The sequence below is a fragment of the Acholeplasma laidlawii genome, from assembly GCF_015709225.1.
Classification (GTDB): domain Bacteria; phylum Bacillota_I; class Bacilli_A; order Acholeplasmatales; family Acholeplasmataceae; genus Acholeplasma; species Acholeplasma laidlawii_A.
Genome location: NZ_JADNRS010000008.1, coordinates 1 through 481 on the forward strand (window position 1 = coordinate 1; position 481 = coordinate 481).

Sequence of the window (481 nt, forward strand, 5' to 3'; positions counted from 1 at the left end):
ACAGCGGATCAACAAATGGATACACTGCAAATATAAGCGCCAATGTTACAAAAATACCAAATTATATGTTTGATAACACTAATTTAACAAATGTAAACATCGAAGAAGGCAGTCAATTAGAAAACATTGGTTCAAGGGCATTTTATGGCACAAAAATAACCTCATTTACATTACCAAATAGTGTAACAAGTATTGGATCATCAGCGTTTTCATCAACAAGACAACTATTATCATTTATATTTGAGGAAGATAGTAAATTAGAAAGTATAAGTAGCAGTATGTTCCAAGATAGCGCAATTACTTCTATAACAATTCCAGCAAGTGTAATAAGTATAGGTTCAAGTGCATTTGCAGCAGAGAATTATTCTGCCACATACACAAGTGGTTTAACATCAGTAACATTTGAGGAAGGCTCTCAATTAACTTCAATTGGTGCAAATGCCTTCCAAAAAGCAAGATTATTAGAAAGTATAATCATTCC

General features: G+C 32.4%; 1 protein-coding gene. It reads left to right on the forward strand.

The features are described 5' to 3' along the window. Positions 1-481 (forward strand): leucine-rich repeat domain-containing protein (locus tag IY230_RS00540; RefSeq protein WP_196369408.1); only part of this gene is annotated, 481 nt, incomplete at both ends.